General features: G+C 71.4%; 19 protein-coding genes and 1 pseudogene. 9 read left to right on the plus strand and 11 right to left on the minus strand.

Annotated elements, in window-relative coordinates; translation table 11 throughout:
* Window positions 1-140: 140 nt before the first annotated feature.
* Window positions 141-1,925, plus strand: coding sequence for a glyoxylate carboligase (gene gcl / locus ACZ48Z_RS42085; protein ID WP_468741222.1), 1,785 nt, complete (start codon window positions 141-143; stop codon window positions 1,923-1,925).
* 781 nt (window positions 1,926-2,706) lie between these two features.
* Here gcl and ACZ48Z_RS42090 read toward each other — a convergent pair.
* A complete protein-coding gene (locus ACZ48Z_RS42090) occupies window positions 2,707-3,597 on the minus strand; it encodes a 2-hydroxy-3-oxopropionate reductase (RefSeq protein ID WP_468741223.1) in 891 nt (296 codons plus the stop codon).
* A gap of 28 nt (window positions 3,598-3,625) precedes the next feature.
* Window positions 3,626-4,465: a TIM barrel protein gene (locus ACZ48Z_RS42095; protein ID WP_468741224.1), complete on the minus strand. Its 840-nt coding sequence runs from the start codon at window positions 4,463-4,465 to the stop codon at window positions 3,626-3,628.
* A 139-nt stretch (window positions 4,466-4,604) separates the two neighbouring features.
* Between ACZ48Z_RS42095 and ACZ48Z_RS42100 the strand changes: the two genes are divergently transcribed.
* The 6 genes from ACZ48Z_RS42100 (at window position 4,605) to ACZ48Z_RS42125 (ending at window position 8,576) form a co-directional block, all read left to right on the plus strand.
* Window positions 4,605-4,856: a YkoF family thiamine-binding protein gene (locus ACZ48Z_RS42100; protein ID WP_468741225.1), complete on the plus strand. Its 252-nt coding sequence runs from the start codon at window positions 4,605-4,607 to the stop codon at window positions 4,854-4,856.
* A 47-nt stretch (window positions 4,857-4,903) separates the two neighbouring features.
* Window positions 4,904-5,212, plus strand: coding sequence for a helix-turn-helix domain-containing protein (locus tag ACZ48Z_RS42105; RefSeq protein WP_468741240.1), 309 nt, complete (start codon window positions 4,904-4,906; stop codon window positions 5,210-5,212).
* 104 nt (window positions 5,213-5,316) lie between these two features.
* Window positions 5,317-5,829, plus strand: a complete 513-nt coding sequence (gene uraD / locus ACZ48Z_RS42110; RefSeq protein ID WP_468741226.1) for a 2-oxo-4-hydroxy-4-carboxy-5-ureidoimidazoline decarboxylase — start codon at window positions 5,317-5,319, stop codon at window positions 5,827-5,829.
* A gap of 2 nt (window positions 5,830-5,831) precedes the next feature.
* Window positions 5,832-6,221: a hydroxyisourate hydrolase gene (uraH, locus tag ACZ48Z_RS42115; protein ID WP_468741227.1), complete on the plus strand. Its 390-nt coding sequence runs from the start codon at window positions 5,832-5,834 to the stop codon at window positions 6,219-6,221.
* Window positions 6,222-6,225: 4 nt separating this feature from the next.
* Window positions 6,226-7,155, plus strand: a complete 930-nt coding sequence (pucL, locus tag ACZ48Z_RS42120) for a factor-independent urate hydroxylase (protein WP_468741228.1) — start codon at window positions 6,226-6,228, stop codon at window positions 7,153-7,155.
* 41 nt (window positions 7,156-7,196) lie between these two features.
* Window positions 7,197-8,576, plus strand: a complete 1,380-nt coding sequence (locus ACZ48Z_RS42125) for an 8-oxoguanine deaminase (RefSeq protein ID WP_468741229.1) — start codon at window positions 7,197-7,199, stop codon at window positions 8,574-8,576.
* Between the two features lie 189 nt (window positions 8,577-8,765).
* Here ACZ48Z_RS42125 and ACZ48Z_RS42130 read toward each other — a convergent pair.
* The 6 genes and pseudogenes from ACZ48Z_RS42130 to ACZ48Z_RS42155 all read right to left on the minus strand — a co-directional run.
* Window positions 8,766-9,371, minus strand: a pseudogene (locus ACZ48Z_RS42130) (chitosanase); the annotation flags it as partial.
* A 114-nt stretch (window positions 9,372-9,485) separates the two neighbouring features.
* Complete coding sequence (locus ACZ48Z_RS42135) at window positions 9,486-9,908, minus strand: acyl-CoA thioesterase (RefSeq protein WP_468741230.1); 423 nt, start codon at window positions 9,906-9,908, stop codon at window positions 9,486-9,488.
* Window positions 9,909-9,962: 54 nt separating this feature from the next.
* Entirely contained in the window at window positions 9,963-10,586 is a 624-nt protein-coding gene (locus ACZ48Z_RS42140) for a hypothetical protein (RefSeq protein ID WP_468741231.1), read from the minus strand.
* 259 nt (window positions 10,587-10,845) lie between these two features.
* Window positions 10,846-11,238, minus strand: a complete 393-nt coding sequence (locus ACZ48Z_RS42145) for a DUF5955 family protein (RefSeq protein ID WP_468741232.1) — start codon at window positions 11,236-11,238, stop codon at window positions 10,846-10,848.
* A 12-nt stretch (window positions 11,239-11,250) separates the two neighbouring features.
* On the minus strand, window positions 11,251-13,572 hold the full coding sequence (locus ACZ48Z_RS42150) for a hypothetical protein (RefSeq protein WP_468741233.1): 2,322 nt from the start codon (window positions 13,570-13,572) through the stop codon (window positions 11,251-11,253).
* Window positions 13,573-13,675: 103 nt separating this feature from the next.
* Window positions 13,676-14,884, minus strand: coding sequence for a pyridoxal phosphate-dependent aminotransferase (locus tag ACZ48Z_RS42155; protein WP_468741234.1), 1,209 nt, complete (start codon window positions 14,882-14,884; stop codon window positions 13,676-13,678).
* 87 nt (window positions 14,885-14,971) lie between these two features.
* Between ACZ48Z_RS42155 and ACZ48Z_RS42160 the strand changes: the two genes are divergently transcribed.
* Window positions 14,972-15,598: a winged helix-turn-helix transcriptional regulator gene (locus tag ACZ48Z_RS42160; protein WP_468741235.1), complete on the plus strand. Its 627-nt coding sequence runs from the start codon at window positions 14,972-14,974 to the stop codon at window positions 15,596-15,598.
* A 58-nt stretch (window positions 15,599-15,656) separates the two neighbouring features.
* Here the strand turns inward: ACZ48Z_RS42160 and ACZ48Z_RS42165 are convergent, their stop codons facing one another.
* The 3 genes from ACZ48Z_RS42165 to ACZ48Z_RS42175 are packed head-to-tail and all read right to left on the minus strand — an operon-like array spanning window position 15,657 to window position 19,270.
* Window positions 15,657-16,472, minus strand: a complete 816-nt coding sequence (locus tag ACZ48Z_RS42165; RefSeq protein ID WP_468741236.1) for a hypothetical protein — start codon at window positions 16,470-16,472, stop codon at window positions 15,657-15,659.
* Window positions 16,472-17,737, minus strand: coding sequence for a VWA domain-containing protein (locus ACZ48Z_RS42170; RefSeq protein ID WP_468741237.1), 1,266 nt, complete (start codon window positions 17,735-17,737; stop codon window positions 16,472-16,474). Before ACZ48Z_RS42170 ends, ACZ48Z_RS42165 begins: the two co-directional genes overlap by 1 nt.
* A 45-nt stretch (window positions 17,738-17,782) precedes the next feature.
* Window positions 17,783-19,270 carry an IucA/IucC family protein gene (locus ACZ48Z_RS42175; protein ID WP_468741238.1) on the minus strand — a complete coding sequence of 496 codons (1,488 nt, stop codon included), beginning with the start codon at window positions 19,268-19,270 and terminating at the stop codon, window positions 17,783-17,785.
* 92 nt (window positions 19,271-19,362) lie between these two features.
* On the opposite strand from ACZ48Z_RS42175, the gene ACZ48Z_RS42180 reads away from it, so the two are divergent.
* A complete protein-coding gene (locus ACZ48Z_RS42180; protein ID WP_468741239.1) occupies window positions 19,363-20,868 on the plus strand; it encodes an IucA/IucC family protein in 1,506 nt (501 codons plus the stop codon).
* Window positions 20,869-20,973: the final 105 nt, after the last annotated feature.

Genomic DNA, 20,973 nt, shown 5'->3' on the forward strand with positions numbered 1-20,973 from the left:
CCGGTTGTCCGCCTCTTGACGGTCTTCACCCCTCCACCTACATTACTTCCAGATAGCAGAAAACATATTCCGCATTACGGAAGCATCTGCCGCGGGGCGCGACGGGAGTACGCATCCGACAGTCGAAGCAGGAGTACTCGATGGCTCGAATGACCGCTGCCCGCGCGGCAGTTGAGATCCTCAAGCGTGAGGGCGTCACCGACGCGTTCGGTGTCCCCGGCGCGGCGATCAACCCCTTCTACGCGGCGCTCAAGACATCCGGGGGCATCCACCACACCCTCGCCCGCCACGTCGAGGGCGCCTCGCACATGGCCGAGGGCTACACCCGCACCCACCCGGGCAACATCGGCGTCTGCATCGGCACCTCGGGACCCGCCGGCACCGACATGATCACCGGGCTCTACTCCGCGACCGGCGACTCCGTCCCGATCCTGTGCATCACGGGCCAGGCCCCGACCGCCGTGATCCACAAGGAGGACTTCCAGGCCGTCGACATCGCCTCCATCGCGGGACCGGTGACCAAGATGGCCGTCACCGTCCTGGAGGCGGCCCAGGTCCCCGGCGTCTTCCAGCAGGCCTTCCATCTCATGCGCTCCGGCCGCCCGGGCCCGGTCCTGATCGACCTGCCGATCGACGTCCAGCTGACGGAGATCGAGTTCGACCCGGAGACGTACGCACCCCTGCCGGTCTACAAGCCGGCCGCGACCCGCGCGCAGATCGAGAAGGCGCTCGGTCTCCTCAACGAGTCCGCACGCCCGCTGATCGTCGCCGGCGGCGGTGTCATCAACGCCGACGCCGCCGAACTCCTCGTCGAGTTCGCCGAGTTGACCGGTATCCCGGTCGTCCCGACCCTCATGGGCTGGGGCGTCCTGCCCGACGACCACGAGCTGAACGCCGGCATGGTCGGCCTGCAGACCTCGCACCGCTACGGCAACGCGACCTTCCTGGAGTCCGACTTCGTCCTCGGCATCGGCAACCGCTGGGCCAACCGGCACACCGGCAAGCTGGACGTCTACACGGCCGGCCGGACGTTCGTCCACGTCGACGTCGAGCCCACCCAGATCGGCAGGATCTTCGCACCGGACTACGGCATCGCCTCCGACGCCAAGGCCGCCCTGGCTCTCTTCGTCGAGGTGGCACGGGAGTTGAAGGAGGCGGGCCGGCTCCCCGACCGCTCGGCGTGGGCGGCCTCGGCGCAGGAGAGGAAGGCGACCCTCCAGCGCCGTACGCACTTCGACGACATCCCGATCAAGCCGCAGCGCGTCTACGAGGAGATGAACAGGGCCTTCGGCCCGGAGACCCGGTACGTCTCCACGATCGGCCTCTCCCAGATCGCCGGCGCGCAGATGCTGCACGTCTTCAGGCCCCGCCACTGGATCAACTGCGGTCAGGCGGGCCCGCTCGGCTGGACGATCCCGGCCGCGCTGGGCGTCGCCAGGGCCGACCCTGAGGCACAGGTCGTGGCCCTCTCCGGCGACTACGACTTCCAGTTCATGATCGAGGAGCTGGCCGTCGGAGCCCAGCACCGGATCCCGTACATCCACGTCCTCGTGAACAACTCCTACCTCGGTCTGATCCGCCAGGCCCAGCGCGCCTTCGACATCGACTTCCAGGTCAACCTGGAGTTCGAGAACATCAACTCCCCGGAACTGGGCCTCTACGGCGTCGACCACGTCAAGGTCGTCGAGGGTCTTGGCTGCAAGGCGATCCGGGTGACCGACCCGGCCGAACTCGGCACCGCCTTCGAGCAGGCCAAGAAGCTCGCCGCCGAGTTCCGGGTCCCGGTCGTCGTCGAGGCCATCCTGGAACGCGTCACCAACATCTCCATGTCGACGACCAACGACATCGGCAACGTCGTGGAGTTCGAGGAGATCGCGACGGAGCCCGGCCACGCGCCGACGTCGATCAGGCCGCTCAGGGTCTGACACCGGGCACAACTGAAGGGCGGTCCCACCGTGTTGGTGGAACCGCCCTTTCCCGTGACCGGCTCCCCCGATGCCGTCCCCCGTCGTGTGGCCCCACGCCCCCGTGCCGACGGGCCCCACGTGTAGAGAATGTGCCCGGGGCGGGGTCGAGTTGAAGCCCCTTGACCCATGTTCAGAGGTTGATTTGAGGATTCCGTAGCAGGGGTACGACGCGTGTTGTACGTCTGCTGCGGGCCGGTGGGGGCTGGTCGCGCGGTTCCCCGCGCCCCTGGGCAGGCCCTCACTGAACCCACCCAGGGGCGCGGGGAACTGCGCGACAAACCTCGACGCACCCGCACTCGCCGAACGGCACGACGCGGCACCTCGGAACGCGAAAAGGCGCAGGACACGGAACCCTCCGTATCCTGCGCCCCCGCCATGCCGGGACCGCGGCGGCCGCGACGGAACCGGGGCGCGCTCCTTCCCTCAGGTCGAAGAAGGAGAGCCCGGCACCTTCACCACCGCACTGGCTCGCGCGCCGCCGCGGTCCATCCCCTGCCCGCGCCCGGTACCGGACGATCACCCCTCATCCGGGTCGCCCGGCGCACTGGGTGCGGACAGGGAGTCTCAGCCCCCGTGGGTATGGGTTCCGGTCCGCGGCGGCGCCTGGGCGCGACAGGACAGATGTCAGCGCCACCGCGGACCGGAAGTCGGGATCAGGCCTGGGTGAGGCCGGAGGCCGGGGTCGGGCCTGGGTGCGACCGGAAGCCGGAGTCAGGCCCGGGTGGGAGGTGGAGTCGGATCAGACCTGGGCGCCGGACAGGCGCTCCACCCCTCGCAGCAGGGCCGAGTGGTCCAGGCCCCCGTCGCCCTGGGCGCGCAGACTGGCGACCAGTTGGGCGACGACGGCGCCGACGGGCAGGGCCGCGCCGACCGTGCGGGCGGCGTCGGTGACGATGCCCATGTCCTTGTGGTGCAGGTCGATGCGGAAGCCCGGCTCGAAGTCGCGCCGCAGGAAGTTGTCCTTCTTGCGGGTCAGCACGGTCGAGCCGGCGAGGCCGCCGCCGAGGACGTCGAGGGCGGCCTTGAGGTCCACGCCGGACTTCTCCAGGAACACCACGGCCTCGGCGCACGCCTGGATGTTCACGGCGACGATCAGCTGGTTGGCGGCCTTCACGGTCTGGCCCGAGCCGTGCGGACCGCACAGCACGACGGTCTTGCCGAGCGCTTCGAAGAGCGGCCCGGCCTCGTCGAAGTCGGCCTGCTCGCCGCCCACCATGATGGACAGCACGGCCTCGATCGCGCCCGCCTCACCGCCGGACACGGGTGCGTCCAGGACACGGATGCCCTTCGCGGCGGCCGCCTTCGCCAGGTCGACCGAGGTCTGCGGGGTGATCGAGGACATGTCGATCAGGAGGGCACCGGACCGGGCGTTCTCCAGGATGCCCTCGGGGCCGTGGGCGATGGCCTCGACCTGCGGGGAGGCGGGCACCATCGTGATCACGACGTCGGCGTCCCGCACCGCCTCGGCGATCGAACCGGCGGTACGGCCACCGGCGGCGGCCAGGCGGTCCAGCTTGTCCTGTTCGAGGGTGAAGCCGGTGACGTCGTAACCCGCCTTGACCAGGTTCTCGGACATGGGTGAGCCCATGATGCCGAGGCCTATCCAGGCGATCTTGGGGAGACTGCTCATGATGGGGGTGCCTTTCCGGAAGGGAGGGTCAGCGGGGGAGCCAGTCGAAGGCCTCGGCGCTCGGGCGGTCGCCCGGCTTGTACTCGAGGCCGACCCAGCCGTCGTAGCCCGCCTTGCGCAGTCGGCCGAGGAGGTCCGCCAGCGGGAGCGAGCCGGTGCCGGGGGCTCCGCGGCCGGGGTTGTCGGCGATCTGGACGTGGCCGGTCTTCGGCGTGAACTCCTCGATCACCGCCGGCAGGTCCTCGCCGTTCATGGACAGGTGGTAGAGGTCCATGAGGAAGCGCGCGTTGTCCAGGCCCGTTGCCCGGTTCACCTTGTCGACGACGCCGACCGCCGCCGGGGCCGACACCAGCGGGTACCGCGGCGACTCCGGCCTGTTGAGGGCCTCGATCAGGAGGATCGCGCCGATCCGGTCGGCCGCGCGGGCCGCGAGCACCAGGTTCTGCAGGGCGAGCGCGTCCTGCTCGGCCGGGTCCACGCCGTCGACGCGGTTGCCGTAGAGGGCGTTGAGCGCCGTGGCGCCGAGGGAGTGGGCGAAGCCGGCGGCCACGTCGACGTTGGCGCGGAACCTCTCCGACTCCGCGCCCGGGAGGGACAGGGCACCGCGGTCCGGCCCGGGCAGCCGGCCGGCGTAGAAGTTCAGGCCGGTGAGCTGGACGCCCGCGTCCTCGATCGCCTTCCTGAGGGCGTCGAGCTCCGACTGCTCGGGGGTGGGGGTGTCGATCCAGGGCCACCACAGCTCGACCGCGGTGAAGCCGGCCGCGGCGGCTGCCGCCGGGCGCTCCAGGAGCGGGAGTTCCGTGAAGAGGATCGACAGGTTGACGTTGAAGCGCTGCTCTGTGGCGGTGCCCGGTCCAAAAGTCGGCATGGGGTCTCGGCGCCTCCCTTCCGTGTCGAGTATTCCGTGATGCGGAAGTTAGTTTCTGCTTATTGGAAGATTGCCGTCGGGTCGAACAGGTTGTCAAGAGGGCTCGGCGGAAAACGACACCGCGCGTTAGGTTGTGCGCGTGCGATTGAGAGTGGAGTTCACGACCGAGCCCTTCGACCTCGACGAGGCCCCGGCGCACGCGCTCGTGGCCCGCGCGGTCATCGAGGCGGCCGAGCTGGACGCGGTGGACGTCGGCCCGTTCGGCAACACCGCGGAAGGCGGCGCCGACGAGGTGCTCGGCGCCGTGGACGCCCTCCTGCGCAAGGCGCTGGAGTCCGGCGCCACCCGGATCTCGCTCCAGCTCAACGTGCTCGGGGAGGGTGACGAGTGACCGGCGACGAGCCTTTCATCGCGGCGGTCAAGCCGCTGGTCGACGCCATGGGTGGCGAACTGCTCCCGCCGGACGAGGCCGGTCCCGACGACGTCGTGCTCGCCTGGGAGGGCGCCGACGCCGTCGCCGTACGGCTGCCGCAGCTCGCGGACTCCCTCGATCACATCCTGGCCGCCATGGAGCGCAAGCAGGGCAAGCCCCTCGCGGACCTGGACCGCAAGGCCAAGCAGGAGGTCGTACGGATACTGGAGGCGCGCGGCGCCTTCTCGGTACGACACGGTGTGGAGACCGTGGCGAGCGCGCTCGGGGTGAGCCGCTTCACGGTCTACAACTACCTGAACCGCGAGAAATCGTAGGGAATCCCAGGGGATCGCGGCGGTGGGGGCCGGGCTGGTCCCGTTACCCAGAATTTTCAACAAAGTGTTGACGTGATGTCGCGTGGGGGCGTTAGCTGACTCCCGTGACTTCGACTTCCACGCCCCCCGGCCTGGCCCGGTTCAACGTCCTGGAGGAGCACGCGGCCCACGCCGCCCTCCTGGAGGTGTGCGCCTCCACGGCGTGGGCTCGGCGTCTGCTCGCCGCCCGCCCCTGCGCGACCGCGGAAGACCTGTACACCGCCAGCGACGCCGCCATGGCGGCACTGACCGCCGCCGACCTCGACGAGGCGATGGCCGGCCACCCGCCGATCGGCCGCCCCGCGCCGGGCGACCCGACTTCGGCCCGCGAGCAGCGCGGCATGGCCGGCGCCTCCGAAGGGCTCAAGGCGGAGATGCTCGAACTGAACCTGGCGTATCAGGAGCGGTTCGGCCATGTCTTCCTGATCTGCGCGACCGGGCGCACCGGCGAGCAGATGCGCGACGCGGCCAGGGAGCGGATCGGTAACTCGCCGGAGCGGGAACGCGAGATCGTCCGCACCGAGCTGGGCAGGATCAACCGCATCCGGCTCGCCCGCATCGTCGAAGAGGACGCCTGACCATGAGTACGAGCACCACCGCCTCGGTGTCGACACACATCCTCGACACCAGCATCGGCCGCCCCGCCGCGGCAGTCGCCGTCCAGCTGTCCGCCCGCCCCGGGCGCGACGCGGACTGGCGGGCACTCGGCGGCTCCGCGACCGACGCGGACGGGCGGTGCAAGGACCTGCCGGCGCTGCCGGAGGGGACCACCCAAGTACGGCTCGACTTCGAGGTCGAACCGTACTTCGCGAAGAAGCAAGCCGATGCGCAGCAGGACGCCCCCGCGAACCGGGACAGCGGTGCGTTTTTCCCGGAGGTGGCGATCACCTTCGCCGTCACGCCCGGCGAGCACTACCACGTACCGCTGCTGCTCAACCCGTTCGGCTACTCCGTTTACCGAGGGAGCTAGCTACATGACCGTCAACCCCCGCCCTGCCCGCCCCGTGATCCTGGGGCAGAACCAGTACGGCAAGGCCGAGAACCGGGTCGTCAAGATCACGCGGGACGGCGCCACCCACCACATCAAGGACCTCAACGTCTCGGTGTCGCTGAGCGGCGACATGGAGGAGGTCCACTACTCCGGCTCCAACGCCAACGTCCTGCCGACCGACACCACCAAGAACACGGTGTACGCGTTCGCCAAGGAGCACGGCATCGAGTCCGCCGAGCAGTTCGGCATCCACCTCGCCCGGCACTTCGTGACGAGCCAGGAGCCGATCAGGACCGCGCGGATCCGCGTCGAGGAGTACGCCTGGGAGCGGATCGAGGCGGCCGGCCAGGAGGAGCACTCCTTCGTCCGCCAGGGCCAGGAGACCCGCCTGACCCAGATCACCTACGACGGCTCCTCCTGGGAGGTCGTCTCCGGGCTCAAGGACCTCACCGTCATGAACTCGACCAACTCCGAGTTCTGGGGCTACGTCAAGGACAAGTACACGACGCTGCCCGAGGCGTACGACCGCATCCTGGCCACCGCCGTCTCCGCGCGCTGGCGCTTCAACTGGTCCGACGACGAGCAGCCGATGCCCGATTGGGAGGAGTCCTACGAGCAGGTGAAGAGGCACCTGCTCCAGGCCTTCGCCGAGACGTACTCGCTCTCGCTCCAGCAGACCCTCTACCAGATGGGTTCGCGGATCATCGAGAACCGGGACGAGATCGACGAGGTGCGCTTCTCGCTGCCGAACAAGCACCACTTCCTGGTGGACCTGGAGCCCTTCGGCCTCAAGAACGCCACCGAGGACGGGGCTGTCTACTTCGCGGCCGACCGGCCCTACGGCCTGATCGAGGGGACCGTCCTGCGGGACGGCGCCGAGCCGCGGATCCCGGTGGACCTGACCACCCTGTGAGCCCTGCTGTGTCCTCTCCCCGGAACCAAGAAGGAAGAACCATGGCAGCCGCCCAGCGCATTGTCATCGAGAACTGTTCGCTCGCCACCGTCGACGCGAACGACACCGAGTACGCGGACGGGTACGTCGTCATCGCCGGCAACCGCATCGAGTCCCTCGGGGCGGGCAGGGCCCCCGAGGGCCTGGAGAACGTCGTCCGCCGCATCGACGCCACCGGCCATCTCGTGACGCCCGGCCTGGTCAACACCCACCACCACTACTACCAGTGGATCACCCGGGGCCTCGCCACCGACCACAACCTGTTCGACTGGCTCGTCGCGCTGTACCCGACCTGGGCGCGCATCGACGAGCAGATGGTGTACTCGGCCGCCCAGGGCTCCCTGGCGATGATGGCCCGCGGCGGCGTCACCACCGCGATGGACCACCACTACGTCTTCCCCGCCGGTTCCGGGGACCTGTCCGGCGCGATCATCCGCGCCGCCCGCGAGACGGGCGTCCGCTTCACCCTCGCCCGCGGCTCCATGGACCGCAGTCAGAAGGACGGCGGCCTGCCCCCGGACTTCGCCGTCGAGACCCTCGAAGGCGCCCTCGCCGCGACCGAGGCCACCGTCAGGGAACACCACGACTCCTCCTTCGACGCGATGACCCAGGTCGCCGTCGCGCCCTGCTCGCCGTTCTCCGTCTCCACCGAACTCCTGCGGGAGGGCGCAGAGTTGGCCCGGCGTCTCGGTGTGCGTCTGCACACCCACGGCTCGGAGACCGTCGAGGAGGAGCAGTTCTGCAAGGAACTGTTCGGCATGGGCCCCACCGACTACTTCGAGTCCACCGGCTGGCTCGGCGAGGACGTGTGGATGGCGCACTGCGTCCACATGAACGACTCCGACATCGCCGCCTTCGCCCGTACGAAGACGGGTGTCGCCCACTGCCCTTCGTCCAACGCCCGCCTCGCCGCCGGTATCGCCCGGGTCCCGGACATGCTCGCGGCCGGCGTCCCGGTCGGCCTCGGGGTCGACGGCACGGCGTCCAACGAGTCCGGCGAACTCCACACCGAACTGCGCAACGCGCTCCTCATCAACCGCCTGGGAGCGCACCGCGAGGCGGCCCTCAACGCCCGTCAGGCCCTGCGCCTCGGGACGTACGGCGGCGCCCAGGTCCTGGGACGCGCCGCCGAGACCGGCTCACTGGAGGCAGGCAAGCTCGCCGACCTGGTGCTGTGGAAGCTCGACACCCTCGCGCACGCCTCGATCGCCGACCCGGTGACCGCACTGGTCTTCGGCGCGGCGGCACCGGTCACGGCCTCGTTCGTGAACGGCCGCCAGATCGTCGAGAACGGCCGCCTGCTGCACGTCGACGAGGACGCCATCGCCCGCTCCACACGGGAACAGGCCCAGCGCCTGGCCCGGATCGCCGCGCAGAGCTGACCCTCTCCCGAGAACTCCGGCCGGGAGGGACGGCTCCCGGCCGGCAGCCGTGAACCGGGTCCCTGGTTCCACGGCGGCCGTGCCCGGGGCGCGTGCTGGAACGCACGCGCCCCGGAACGGTCCTGTTCGCACACGGCACGGTGGCGGTCGCCGTGATCCCGGCCCCGGTCCCGCGGATTCCGCCCCGGCTCAGTCGATCTCGTAACTGTCCCCGTACACCCGCCACTTGAGGGGCGGGTCCAGGTCAAGGTTGCCCGCCTCCAGGAACACCCGCTGGGCCGTCTCCACCCAGCTCACCTCACTGTGCGCCGCCTCCTGCCTCATCGCCCGCACCCGCGCGTCCAGGAAGGAGTGCAGATACCCGGTCTCGTCACCGCCGTCCGCGGGAGTGTCCGCGTCCTCGCGGGCCCGGCCGCGGATGCCGCCGAAGCTCAGGGCGTCGGTGCCGGGGCCGTGCATGACCATCGCGTCGAAGTAGACGAACTGGCCGAGCGTGCCGAGTCCGTCCTCCTTGGCGCGCGCGACCGCCGGGTCGAAGTAGACCCGGTCCCGCTCGTCCCGCTGCGCCGCACGGAACACGCAGGTGCGGGCCGCCTGCCGCCAGGCGGCCGGGAAGCCCGGGTCCAGTCCCTCGTGGGAGTCGGTGCCGTCCACCGCGCGCAGGGCGGGGAGATAGGGCGCCAGGGGGTTGTCGGGGTCCCGTTCCGTGCAGAGCTCGACCAGCGCCAGCATGTCGCTCGTACCGGAGCAGAAACCGATGACGCCGGCGGTGTATCCGCGGCCGTCCCCGATGTCGCCGGGAACACTCGTTCCCCGCCTCACCCCTGTGGCTCGCAGAGTCCCGCTACGCCGGAACGACAGCGTCCCCACCCGGAGCGCCCTCCCGGCGCGGGCCCGAGCCCGCCCGGCCTACAGCCCGAACAGGGCCGGATCGGCGGCCAGTTCCTTGAAGACCTCGTCGGGGTGCGCGACCAGTCGGCGCTTCTGGAGGTCCAGCAGGCCGCCGACCGCGGTGATCTCGGCGGCCACGGTGCCGTCCTTCTTGCGAATCGTCTGCTGTATTCGGAACGTCTTGCCCCCACCCCACTCGAAGCTGCAGGTCACCTCGACCTCGTCACCGGCCAGCAGCTCCCGCCGGTAGCGGATGGTGGTCTCCAGCGACACCGGGCCCACCCCGCTGGCGATGAGACGGGCCTGGGTGATCCCGGCGGCGTCGAGCAGTGACCAGCGGGCGTGCTCCGCGTAGTTGAGGTACACGCTCTGGTTGAGGTGGCCCTGCACGTCCGTCTCGTATCCGCGGACGGTCACCGGCACGGAATACGGCTCGCTCACGTCAATCCCCTCTCGTACCACGGCAGTTGCGGGACCGATCCTGACACGTGTCCGCTACACCCGGCGCGGGGAGGCCAGCAGGTACCGGGTTCTGGTCCGTGGCTGCGTGTACTCGCCGACCTGCCAGCCGGCGGCCTCCAGCGTGATCGCGCAGGCCCGCAGCGTCTCGGCGTCCTCGCCGTGCACGGCGACGGCCTCGGGCTGCGGGGTCGCGCGGACCCGGTATCCGGGCGCGCCCCCCGCTTCCGGCGGGTGCCCGGCCGCCTCCAGCGCGAGCGCGGCCGCCTGCACCAGATGAGCGCGCTCCCAGGCGCACGGCCGGTCGGTGGCCCCGTCCGTGTGGGTCATCCGGCGCAGCTCCAGCAGCCCCTGCCAGGCACTGTGCACCTCCCGCATACGGGCCGGGCCGGTGTCCACGGGCTCCTCGGTGCCGCCGACGTGCGCGGCGAACACACCGGTGGCCGGGGTGGCGGGCTGTTCGGGCGACTCCACGACCGTGTCCCGCACGCGGTGACCGGCCGGCGTCAGGAAGTGGTCGTGCGGCGGCCGCGGATGCCGGAAGGCCAGCCCGCGTCCGACGAGCGCGTCGAGCTGGGCACCGGTGCCTTTCAGCCGTCCGGTGACGGGATCGGCGGCGTCGATGACGCGCCGCTGCGCGGCGGTGGGCGGTCGGGTCATGACGGGCACCTCCCCGGTGAACGGCCTGGTCGAAGGGCTGCCACGCGCTCGCGATCAGCCCACTCGAAGACTACGACCCGGGTCTGACATCGCACCCGCGCCCACCGAACGCCCGCCCCCGGCCGGCCCGGAGTCCCGCCGCCTGCCGCGACGGCGCACCGGCATACGGCAGCGGACCGAGCCGACGGGCGGGGAGGACCCGTGGGGAAGGGCCCGCAGGACGGTCGGCGCGGGATGGCCGCCTGCCGGGCCTCGGCCGCTAGATCCCCGGCAGCCCCTGCACCGACTGTGCGAGCTGGCCGACCGCGACGACGAGCGGGGTCACGGGCTGGACGAACTCGTTGAGGCGGGTCAGGGCCCTCCGCAGGACCGTTGGCTGCGGTTCGGACTCGTCGAGTTCCTCGCGCAGCCGGCGCAGCTCCCTGGTGGTGGCGTCGGGGTCGGCGAGCGCCGCGCGGTGCTCCTCCAGCAACCGCTCGATGTGCGCGAGGAGTTCGGCCGTACGCTCGGCGTCCTGCGGCTGGAAGGAGACCGAGCCGGAGAACGCCTGGGCGCCGTGCCCCACGGCCTGGTTGCCCACGTAGTGGGTGCCGCCGCTGATCATGAGGCCGTTGTTGACCGGAGGGTCCTGGCGCCTGTCGTCGCTGTCCATGATGCGGACCTCCTACTTGCCGGAACCGCCGACGCCGCCCAGGGCGGCGGTACCGGACTGCTGGGGGACGTTCTGCGTGGCGGTCGCGCCCGAACCGATCGCCTGGTTGCCGATGATGCTCATGCCGCCCTGCTGGATGAGGCCCTGGTTGAGGATGGTCTGCTGCTGGGCTCGGAAGTCGGTGGTGTCGTAGCCGCGGGTGTCGAGGAACTCGCGGATCGCGGCGAGGGTGTGGCGCTCCACCAGGGACGTGATCCGCGCGGCGTCCACGACCTGGAAGTAGTTGTGGTAATTCGGGCTCAGCGCCAGCTCCCGGACGCTCAGCCGGGCGCCGAAGTCGTAGACCGGGTCCTGCTCCAGGGCCTTCAGCTCGTCCAGCATGCGTCTGTTGTGCCGCGACTCGAAGCGGGCCTGGCGCAGTGCCCGGAAGGGGGCCGCGAAGAAGGCCGCGCCGGTACGGGAGACGGCGTCCAGCAGCAGCCCGCGTCGCGCGTCGGCGGTCAGCGGGCCGCGCAGCCTGTCCACTACGTGGTAGTCGGCACGCACCGGGCCGAGCACGTGGTTGCTGCAGTACAGGTGGAGTGTTTCGCCCGCGGTCGAGAAGTGCAGGAACACACTCGGCACCACGTCCCCGCCCCACAGCGGCACATGGACCGCCAGACAGTGGCGGACCGCGCCGGTCGGCCGCTCCACGATCCGTTCGACCTCGTCGGCCGACAGCCGGGCGGCCGGGGCGAGGCTCGTGGTCCGGATGAACCGCTCGTCGTCACCGATACTCGTGCCGCTCGCGAAGATCCGGTCCTCGATGACGAGGGCCCCGAGGGCCTCCTCACCGGCCGCAGCCCCGTCGGCCGTGCCGCGCACCGAGGTCGCGCGCAGCCGCGCGCGGACGTGGTCGACGAGTTCGGTGACGGTGAACGGCTCCGGCACGGCCGGACGCGAAGTACCGCCGGCGGGAGAGTCGGCGGGCAGCATCGGCACGGCGAGCGGCCACTGCGAGGCGGCCCCGGAGTAGCCGATGAAGGGCGCGTACCCGCTGTACACGGTGACGTTCCCGCCCTGCGCCTCCCCGATGGCCGCGAGCCGTCTGGCCATCCACGTGCGCCGCGGCACGTTCGGGCGGGGCTGCCGGGGAAACGCCTCGCGGGTCATGGTGGTGCGCAGCAGCCGGTCGACGTCGAGTTCGTGGCGTACGACCGTGACGTACGTGTACGCCACCGCTGCGATGTACACGAGCGCGGCCGGCACCCCGGCCAGGTAGGCGCCCAGCAGCCAGCTCACGAAGCCGGGGGTGGGCAGGGACGAGACCACGACGCCGAAGGCGAAGGCGAGGAGCACCGCGACGCCTGCCGCGATCCCGGTGCCGATCAGTGCCCTGCCCTCGGGCTGGTGGCGGCCGCGGGTGGCCAGGCTCGGCCGGCCGCCCGACTGCCGGGTGACCGACAGGAGCATCGTGACGAACACCAGCCACAGGGGTGCGAACAGCGCCACGAGGCCGAGGGCCGCGGTCAGCCGCAGATCGCGGTGGTGCCGCATCTCCTGGGCCGTCAGGCAGTGGCGTGCCACCGTCACCAGATCGACGCCGGGCGAGACGGCCACGGCTCCCGCCTCGTCGGCGAGGAGGCCTTCCACCACCCGGTCGGCGAAGTCCTCGTCGACGTAGGCCGCGGCGCACAGATACCGGGTGACGTCACCCGGCGCGCTCCCGACCGGCATGTGGACCGGCGCGGTTGTCATGCCGGGCCCTCCCTTTTTCCAGCGGCGAAGCGGCGCCGCCCCGGCGCCGGCGGAGCCCGGGGTGCCTCTTCCCGGCAGACCGGCGGTCAGGAGCGCGAGCAGCGCGCCGACCGCCAGGCCGAAGAGGAGAGCGCTGCGCAGCAGGTCCTTCACCATGGTGTCGGCCGGTGCCAGCAGCACGTCGTCGACGAAGGCCTCGTGCATGCCCCACCACGACAGGTTGGCCAGGGCCGATGCCAGCACTCCCGCGAGGAGACAGCGAAGTGGGCCGGACGTGCCGCGGGCCGCCAGTCGCCGTGCGAGGAGAACGAGCGCCGCGAGCAGCACCAGGACGGCGAGATCGTTCACGACCAGTGCGGAGGTGCTGCCGTACCGCTCGGAGGACAGCGCCCAGCCCGGCAGGAACGCCGCCTCCAGGAGCCAGCGCACGGGCTCCTCGTCGGTCCGCAACTGCCGGTAGAACTCCTCCTCGTAGAGATTCCAGACAGGTCGCTGCGCCCATGGACTGCCCGCGAGGACCACGAGCAGGATCAGCAGGGTGAGACGGCCGCGTAACGCCGAGGGCGTGCGCGACGCACGCCGACTGGGCAAGAACATCTGGGGTTCCCCCATCCCCCGATCCCCCCGACCCCCGGGATCAGTGGCCGTACCCTATGGCATCCCCGCTCTCCGTGACCGTGAATCCCGCCAACCCCACCGGCTACTGCCGGTACCCGCCGAGGAACCGCCCGATCCGTCCGATCGCCGCCTCCAGATCCTCCGCGTGGGGCAGCGTGAGGATGCGGAAGTGGTCCGGCGCAGGCCAGTTGAAGCCGGTGCCCTGGACGACCTGGATCTTCTCCCGGAGCAGCAGGTCCAGGACGAACTTCTCGTCGTCGTGGATCTTGTGCACCTTGGGGTCGAGACGCGGGAACGCGTACAGCGAGCCCTTGGGCTTCACGCACGAGACGCCGGGGATCTCGTTGAGCTTCTCCCAGGCCACGGTGCGCTGTTCGTACAGCCGGCCGCCGGGGGCGGTCAGGTCGTGGATGGACTGCCGGCCGCCCAGTGCGGCCTGGATGGCGTACTGGGCGGGCGCGTTGGCGCACAGGCGCATGGAGGCCAGCATGGTCAGGCCCTCCAGGTAGTTCTTCGCGTGCTGCTTCGGGCCGGTGACGACCAGCCATCCGGAGCGGAAGCCGGCCACCCGGTACGTCTTCGACAGGCCGCAGAAGGTCAGCACGACCAGGTCGGGGGCGAGCGCCGCGACCGAGTGGTGCACGGCGTCGTCGTACAGGATCTGGTCGTAGATCTCGTCGGCGAAGACCATCAGGCCGTGCCGGCGGGCGAGGGCGAGGATGCCCTCGATGACCTCCCGCGGGTAGACGGCGCCGGTGGGGTTGTTGGGGTTGATGATGACCACGGCCCTGGTGCGGTCCGTGATCTTCGCCGCCATGTCGTCCAGGTCCGGGTACCAGTCGGCCTGTTCGTCGCACAGGTAGTGAACAGCCTTGCCCCCGGCGAGAGTTGTCACCGCCGTCCACAGCGGGAAGTCCGGCGCGGGGATCAGGACCTCGTCGCCGTCCTCGACCAGCGCCTGTACGGCCATCGCGATCAGTTCGGAGATGCCGTTGCCGAGGAAGACGTCGTCGACGTCGACCTCCAGGCCCAGGTTCTGGTAGCGCTGGGCGACGGCGCGGCGCGCGGAGAGGATGCCCCGGGAGTCCGTGTAGCCGTGCGCCTGGGGGAGCATCCGGATCATGTCCTGGAGGATCTCCTCCGGTGCCTCGAAGCCGAACAGTGCGGGGTTGCCGGTGTTGAGGCGCAGCACGCTGTGGCCCGCCTCCTCCAGCGCGTCGGCGTGCTCGATCACCGGGCCGCGGATCTCGTAACAGACCTCGCTGAGCTTGCTCGACTGCCGGAACTCCATGCGCTGCCGCCTCTCCGGTTTCCTGTGTTGCTTGGTTTTACCAAGTAGCAGCTTGGAAAGTCCAACCACTTGTCTAGACTGCGTCACATGTCACCTCGCCGAAGCTACGACCAGTACTGTTCCGCGGCCCGTGCCCTCGACGTCGTGGGTGACCGCTGGACCCTGCTGATCGTCCGGGAACTGCTGTCCGGTCCGCGCCGCTACACGGACCTGCACGCCGACCTGCCCGGCGTGAGCACGGACGTCCTCGCCTCACGGCTGAAGGACATGGAGCGCGACGGCCTCACCACGCGGCGCAGGCTGCCCCCGCCCGGCGCGGCCTACGTGTACGAACTCACCCTGCGAGGCCGCGAGTTGCTGCCGGTGCTCCAGGCCCTCGGCGCCTGGGGCGGCCCCGAACTCGGCGAACGGCGGCCCACCGACGCGGTACGCGCGCACTGGTTCGCCCTGCCCCTGCTGCGCTCGCTCGAAGGTGAAGGAATCGTCGAAGTCCGCCTGGAGGAGGGGGACTTCCATCTGCACGTTGGAGCGCAGGACGGTCCCGCGTACGGTGACGGACCCGCCCCCGGGGAGCCCGATGCCCGCCTGGTCCTGGACGCCGAGACCTGCGGGGCCATCGGCCGGGGGGAGTTGACCCTGCCGGACGCGGTGCGGGACGGGCGGGTCGAGGTGACCGGCGACGGCACGATCGCCAAGGCACTGCGCGCGGAGTGAACGCGAAGAAGGCCCGCCGGAGCGGGCCTTCTCGATGCTGTCCTGGATCAAAAGAGTGTCAGGCTCCCGGCGGTACCCGTCGCGGCCGCCCCGATCCGCGGGTCAGCGCGTATCCGCCGACGCCCGCCAGCGCGGCCAGCGCGCCGCCCACCGCGGTCCACACCCAGCGGTCGGACCACCAGCCGGAGGACCACCCGTCCTCGGGCTCGATTGCGGACAGCACGGCGGACTTGGAGTCCCCCGAACCGTCGTCCTCCGCCTCGGACTTCACCGCGATCCCCGGCACCAGCGGCTCGGCCAGCGAACCGTCCACCGCGGCCGAACCGCCGATGTCCTTGGAGTCGACGCGTACTTCGGTGCTGACCGGAAGACCCAGGTCGGCCGTCGAGAGGCCGACGACCGTCAGCCGGACGTAGTACGTGCCCGGCAGCGGGTCGTTGGCCCAGGCCTCCGACCAGGCGCGGACCGTGCGCAGCGTGCAGGCCAGCTCCACCGAGGAGGTGCCGGCTGCGGCGGTCCGGGTCTGGGCGCCGTACTGGCAGGACTGGCGGCGCCGCAGTCCGTCGTACACGTCGACCTGCCAGGTCTCGGTGGCATGGGTCTCGGGCAGCTTCACCGTCGCCTTGACGGTGGGGCGCTGGCCCGAGTCCGCGGGGAACGACCAGTACAGGTAGTCGCCCGCGGAGCCGCTCGCCGTGGCCGTCTGCCCCTGCTCGATCTCCGTCGCGTCACGGAACGACGTGCCCGCCAGGGTGGGCGCGGCACCGTCCGCCGAGGCCGAATCCGTGGGCGTCGGCGTCGAGTCGGCCACCGCGGGGGAGGCCGCGAGCCCGAGCAGCAGCGCCGCCGCGCCCACCGTACGTGTGATCCGCATCAGTTGGTCCTCCAGACCGCGAGCCGCCAGCGCGACAGCCAGCCCCACAGCAGACCGGCGACGAACCCGGCGAGAATCAGCGCGCCGAGCAGCCACCAGCCGCGCCCGAGGCCGAAAGAGGCCACGTCGCTCGCCGTCGACGGGCCGTCCACCACGTCGACGGTCAACTCCAGGGGCAGGCCCGGAGCGGCCTTCACCCCGGCGCCGGCCGAGAAGGAGTTGGTGACCTGGAGACACACCGTCTCGGCCGCCGCGTCGTCCTCGTCGCTCTCCGCCTTCGGATACCTGAGCCCCGTGGAGATCATGTCCGAGCGGCCGTTGCCCGCCGCCTCACCGCGCACGATCTCCCGGCCGTGCACGGTCACCGCCCGCAGCAGCACCCCGTACGACGGGTTCACGGTCCGGTCGGCCGCCACGCTCACCGAAGCCCGCAGCTCCTGGCCGGGGTTCACGTCCACCCGGTACCAGCGCTGCCGGCCGAACTCCTCGCGGTCGGTGTACAGCCCGGACTTCAGCGCGGGCGCGTCGGTGCAGGCGTCGGTGCCCTCGGTGGCCACCGGCGTCACCACCGGATCGGCCGCCCGGTCCACCAACTGGTTGACCTTGTCGGTCAGTTCGTCGGCGTGCTCGACCGAGGTGTAGGTGCCGCCGGTCGCCTCGGCGATGCAGCTGAGCTGCCGGCTCATCTTGGTGTTCGGGACCAGGCCGAGGGTGTCGATGGTCATGTCGACGCCCTTCGCGGCGATCTCACGGGCCACCTCGCACGGGTCGAGCGGCGCGCAGGTGTCCTCGCCGTCCGTGATCAGCACGATCCGCTTGGAGCCGTCGCCCTTCGTGAAGTCACCGGCCGCCTTCAGCAGCGCGGGGCCGATCGGGGTCCAGCCGGTGGGGGAGAGGGTGGCCACCGCCGACTTGGCCTCCGTCCGGTTCAGCGTGCTGACCGGGTAGAGCTGGGCGGTGTCCTTGCAGCCCGTCTTCTGGTTGTTGCCCGGGTAGTTGGCGCCGAGGGTCCGGATGCCGAGCTGGACCTCCTCGGGCGTCGCGTCCAGCACCTCGTTGAAGGCCTGCTTCGCCGCCGCCATCCGGGTGCCGCCGTCGATGTCCGTGGTCCGCATCGAGCCGCTCACGTCGAGGACGAGATCGACCTGCGGCGCGGCCTGGCCCGTTGGTTCACCGGCGACCGCCGCGACCGGGAGGGCGACCCCGGCCGTCAGGGCGGTGAGCAGGGCGCACACTCCTGCCGCCAGCCGTTTTCTTGTGATCATCGCCGGATCCTATTGATCAGGTGTGCCCGGCTCCAAAACGGCCGCTCAGAGCAGGGGGTTGGGCAGCCCGGTCCACTGGTCGCCCGGCGTTCCAGGCGACAGCCGCATCGACGTCAATGCCTTCGCGGGCAGCGGCTGTTCGAGCAACGCGGCCAGATCCGGGGTGCGCGGCAGATCCCGTACGGCGGTCTCCAGCGCCCCGCGCAACGCCGTCGCCGAACCCGCCGTGGCCGCGAGGGCTCCCGCCGTCAGGGAGCCGAACAGCTTGCGCCGCAGGGTGGTTTCGTCGTCCGTGACGATCCGTCCGGACAGAGCCGGGACCGCGATGCCGTGCCGGGCCAGCCGCGCGGGGCTGATCCGGATGTCGGCGAGGTCCCGGTAGACCAGTCGGAGAGGCGCACCCGACTCGGACAGGACGACCAACAGGTTCTGGCCGTGCGCCTCCAGGGCCACCCCGAGCTCCAGCAGACGAAGACCGGCGGTGAGGGTCAGCCGGGCGAACTCGCCCAGCCAGGCGGGGGAGTTCGGCAGATCGGTGGTGGCGAGGGCCGCCACCGGGAGCACCCGGTCGCCGTACACCTGCGGGGACTCGCGCACCACGGCGGCGAGATCCGGGGAGCCGGCGGTCGCGGCCCCCAGGGTCCGGGTGAAGTGCAGCAGGCCGTCCGTGTGCTCCGACAGTGTCTCCGCGAACGCGGAGAGGGTCGCGGACATACTGATCGAGTAGCCGGAGATGTCCCGCACCGAGGACGTCAGGCGGGCGCTGAGCGCGGTCTTGACGTGCCGCGGTCCGTCCGTGAGGGCGAGGGTGCGCAGGGACATCAAAGGGTGCGCGTCGAGGCCCTCGGCGAAGGGCCGCTTCAGCACATGGTCCGCCTGCCACGGATGGACGGGCAGCAACAGCCGCTCCCCGTCCCGCAGTTCGGACGGCCACGCGCCCGTCACCAGGCACTCGCCCACCGGGACCGGCACAAGCCCCAGCCGCACCAGCGGCCGGTGCTCGGGCCCGTAGGCCAACTGTTCCGCCACCGAGAAACCTGGCCTGGACCGGCAGTTGGGGTGGTACGGGTGTCCGTCGACGATCCGCTGTTCCCACTCCCAGTCGGACACCGGCCACCCCTCCGGGCGGGCCGGCCGCCCCGACCTCGACAGCGCCAACGAGGCCACACTGTGGGCGAGTTCGGCCGCGAAATCGGCGCCGTGCGGTACGCCGAGGTCGGTCACCAGCCGCGCCGGATCGTCGTACGCGACCCGGTCGAGCCGTACGACTGTGACGTAGGCGGCCGTGGCGTACGGGTCCGGGTGCGGGCCGTGCAGCCGGCGGCCGTCCGAAAGGCGCAGCGTCAGCCCCTCCCGGCCCGTCTGCCGCGCCCCGATCCAGGGCAGCGGATCGTGCGTGAGCCCACGCCACAGCCGGGTCAGCACGGCCGCCCGCGCGCCGGGCAGTTCCGCCGCGTACCGCGCCGCGAGGCCGGGGCGTACGACGGCCAGCTCTGCGGCGAACTCGGCCTCGGCGGCTGAGGGACGGTGCACGGTCGGACTCCTCGGGTGCGAGTGGTGTCACGGTGGGGCGGTGACGGCAGACATACTGATCGTCATCGCACCGGATGAACCGTAGAGAACGAGTGGATCGCGTGGATCTCCCGCCCCCGCCTGCCGAGGTCGCACGGCGCGCCGACGCCTACGCGGCAGCCCCCCTGCTGAACTGCCTGCTGCGCGAGGTGGCCGAGCGGCTCCCGGAACCGGGTGAACGCCCTGTGCACCGGCTTCCCGGCGGGAGCCTGCTGCGGGTGCTGGGCGAACGCCGGCCCACCGAGCCCGAGGTGTACGCGGCGGGCGGCTGGCGGCACGTCGGCCACACCGAGCTCGTGAAACTCGTCGCCGAGGAACTGACCCGGCACACCGGCGTGTCCCACCACGAACTGCCCGCCGAGATGATCGACAGCCGGGACGCGGTGGCCGCCCTGCTCACGGCCAGGGACCGGGTCGCGGCGCCCGAGGACCCGTATCTGCGCTCCGAACAGTGTCTCGTCACCGGCCATCCGTACCACCCCGCTCCCAAGGCCCGCGGCGGCGGTCCGGTCACCGCCTGGCTGCCGTACGCCCCCGAGGCCCACGCCCGCTTCCCGCTGGTCCTGCTCGGCCTGCGCGAGGACGCGGTCGTCGAGGAGGGTGACACCTCCGCCCTCGACGCGCTCGGGGAGGCCCCGCCCGGCTACCGGCTGCTGCCCGCGCATCCCTGGCAGCTCGACCTGGTGGACCGCGCCGGGGCCTGTGCGGACGCCTTCGCGGACGGCCGCCTGATCCGGCTCGGCACGACCGGCTTCGAGACCTGGCCGACGGCCGCGATCCGCACGGTGTACGCCCCCGAACGCGACCTCTTCCTGAAGTTCAGCCTGGACGTCCGGATCACGAACGACATCCGCCGGCTCTGGCGTCACGACCTGCTCGCACTCCGCCGTACGGACGCGGCCGTCGTGAAGGCCTTCGCCGCGAGCCCCGGCCCCGCCGCCTGGCTGAGCGACCGCGGCTACCGCACCGCCGACTTCGCCTTCGAGGAACTCGCCGTCCTGGTCCGCGACGGCCTGCACGACCGTGTGCGACCCGGGACGACCCCGCTGCTCGCCGCGGCCCTCGTGGAGGGGTTCGAGGGCAACCCGCTCGACGGCACCGCCGATCCGGCGGGCTGGTGGGAGGCGTACCTGGGTGCGGTGGTGCCGCCCGCCCTCGCGGCCTTCGGCGACCACGGCGTCGTACTCGAAGCACATCTGCAGAACACGCTGATCGCCGTGGACGCCGACGGCATGCCCGTGCAGGCGCTGTTCCGGGACGCCGAGGGTGTGAAGCTGCTGGCGGACGTCCCGCGCGCGGCCGGGTGGGAGCGGCTGGCGTACTGCCTGGTCGTGAACCACCTGTGGGAGGTCGCCGCCGCTCTCGCCGAACGGCACCCCGGCTTCGACCCCTGGCCCGCCGCCCGCAGTGAGTTCACTCGCCATGATCTCCCCGAAGCGGCCGCCCTGCTTGCCTCGCCCACGCTCCCCGGCAAGACGAACCTGCTCCTGAGGTGGACCGGCGCGGACGGCGCCGACGCCCGCTACCTGCCCCTGCCCAATCCGCTGACCGAGGCCTGAGCGCCGACGCGGGCGGGGGGGGGGGGGGGGGGGGGGGGGGGGGGGGGGGGGGGGGGGGGGGGGGGGGGGGGGGGGGGGGGGGGGGGGGGGGGGGGGGGGGGGGGG

This window comes from Streptomyces sp. NPDC031225, from assembly GCF_055570355.1.